At 48.2% G+C, this 2,619-nt stretch carries 2 protein-coding genes; both read right to left on the minus strand.

The window, feature by feature from the left end; genetic code table 11:
* Window positions 1-824 (minus strand): type IV pilus twitching motility protein PilT (locus Q0294_RS18405; protein WP_299468376.1); only part of this gene is annotated, 824 nt, incomplete at its 3' end.
* Window positions 825-1,241: 417 nt separating this feature from the next.
* A partial coding sequence (locus Q0294_RS18410; protein ID WP_299468378.1) for an ATPase, T2SS/T4P/T4SS family occupies window positions 1,242-2,619 on the minus strand: 1,378 nt, incomplete at its 5' end.

Consider the following 2,619-nt stretch of genomic DNA (forward strand, 5'->3'; position numbering starts at 1 on the left):
TTTTTAGGCAGCAAAGCCTGACTGAGAATCCCGATGATGGACGTTGATAACTGGGTTCGAATCTGTTCCTGCTGGTTAGTAGGAAACACGTCGATAATTCGGTCGACAGTTCCCTGAGCCCCGGTTGTATGCAGAGTACCAAAGACCACGTGGCCTGTTTCCGCAGCCGTAATCGCCGCCGAAATGGTTTCAAGGTCTCGCATTTCCCCCACCAGAATCACATCCGGGTCCTGCCGCAATGCGCGTCTGAGTGCTTCAGGAAACGACGGAACATCAACGCCGATTTCGCGTTGATTGATGGTTGATTTTTTGTGCTCATGATAATACTCAATCGGATCTTCCATCGTAATGATGTGATGATCCATCGTATCATTCATATAATTGATCATACTGGCCAGACTGGTCGTTTTACCGCTACCCGTTGGACCAGTCACCAGAAAGAGCCCGCGTGGCCGCTCCAGCAGATCGGTAATGACCGACGGCAGCCCCAGTTGTTCAAACGTCAGAAATTCATTCGGAATTCGCCGCAAAACCATCGCGATATGACCGCGCTGCTTGAAAACGGAAACGCGAAACCGCGCCTTGTCGCCGTAGGCAAAGCCGAAGTCGGTCCCCCCCACTTCCTGCAATTCCTGTTGATTTCTTTCCGGCGTGATACTTTTCATTAATGCGACCGTATCAGACGGTTCCAGACTTTTGGTTTCCAGCCGAACCATGTGCCCGCCAGCGCGGACTACTGGAGGCTGACCTGTGGTGATATGCAAATCGCTCACACGTTCTTTAACGACCGTCTCCAATAACTTGTCAATCTGAACTGTTGCCATCCAAAGTACTTTCTGAAAACCTGTTGCCTGAGAAGTAAGCGATCACCAGTTAACGACTTGAAATGAAACCGGCCACAAAAACAGGAACTCTCCCACACGTTGCTTCAGCTCATTCTTCCGGAACGATCATGCAACGAGAAATCCTCTTTCGCGACACAACTGGTTGTTGAAACAAGACTACGTTCAATGTTGAATCAATTAAAAATATAGATAAGACGATTTAGAAATGCAAAAAATGAAATCAGCCGCAAAAATAACGGATGTGATTGAATTATCCGGTAATCAACTTCAAAACTCAACAAAAGCCCTTAAATAGATCAAGATCTTCATCTGAAAAACATTCCGGTTTTCCTGCTCAAATCCGCTCAGTGACTCCAAAATTGCTGATTCAACCCGGAAAGCATGAGACGGAATCGATCAATCCAAACCCTTCGACAGTTTCATCGCTTCCGAGAGCGTGGTAATCCCCAGCAATGCTTTGTCTAACGCATCTTCCGCCAACGATTTCATACCGAACAAACGTGCCTGTCTTCTGATATTTTGAGAGGGTTCACTGCGAAAAGTCATTTCACGTATAGCCGAATTCATCATCATCAGCTCAAACACCGCTTTTCGACCTTTGTAACCAGAATGTGAACATGTGTTACATCCTTTACCACGATGAAAAATGCCCACCTCCATCTGAGAGGGTGTCAGCCCCAGATACTCCACCTCAGTCGGATCCGGCACATAAGTCTCGACACATTTTCCACAAACAACACGCACCAGACGCTGTGCCATTACTGCCATCACACTGGAAGCTACAAGGAACGGCTGTACCCCCATGTCGATCAGTCGTGTAATAGAACCGGGCGCATCGTTCGTATGTAGCGTACTGAATACCAAGTGTCCTGTCAAAGAAGCTTGAATTGCCATCTCTGCTGTTTCCTTATCTCGAATCTCTCCTACGAGGATCACATTGGGTGCCTGTCGCAACATGGCACGAATAATACGGGAAAAATTCAGACCGATATGGTGTTTGACTTCCACCTGATTGATACCGGGCAGGTAATATTCCACTGGATCTTCGGCGGTGATAATCTTGCGGTCCGGACGGTTTAACTCACCCAGAGCACTATACAAAGTTGTAGTTTTACCACTTCCCGTAGGACCTGTCACAAGAAAAATCCCGTTGGGTCTTCTGATGATCGTCTGAAACCGCCGGTAGTTTTCTTCTGAAAATCCCAGGCTGCGAATCCCCACTTTAATGTTATCCCGGTCCAAAATACGCATGACCACTGCCTGCCCATGATTGGTTGGCAGAATACTCACGCGCAAGTCGAAGTCTTTTCCCGCAATCGAAGTCTTGATTCGACCATCCTGAGGGCGTCGTTTTTCCGCAATATCCATCTGAGCCATAATTTTGAAACGCGAAACCAGAGCCATCAACAAACGTTTCGGCGGGCTGTCCCGTTCGATCAGCACGCCGTCAATTCGATAGCGAATCCGAATCCGATCCTCGAAAGGCTCAACATGGATATCGCTGGCCCGCATATTCACGGCTTCGCTGATAATCAGGTTGGCAAGCCGAATCACAGGGGCACTGTCGTCTTCTGCCACCATGGAACCGGAGCTGGCGAGTTCCGTCGCCGTAATGTCGATGGCTGTTTCCGTAAACTCTTTCAGCATCGTATCGACCGACTCTGTTTCACTTTGACCGTAGTGCCGGTTGATCGCTGCCTGAATCGATTCAATCGGTGCCATCACGACATCGATATCACGATTAATAATAAACCGCAGCTTGTCCAATACCTCG

Origin of the sequence: uncultured Gimesia sp. (genome assembly GCF_937919775.1) — a bacterium.
GTDB lineage: Bacteria > Planctomycetota > Planctomycetia > Planctomycetales > Planctomycetaceae > Gimesia.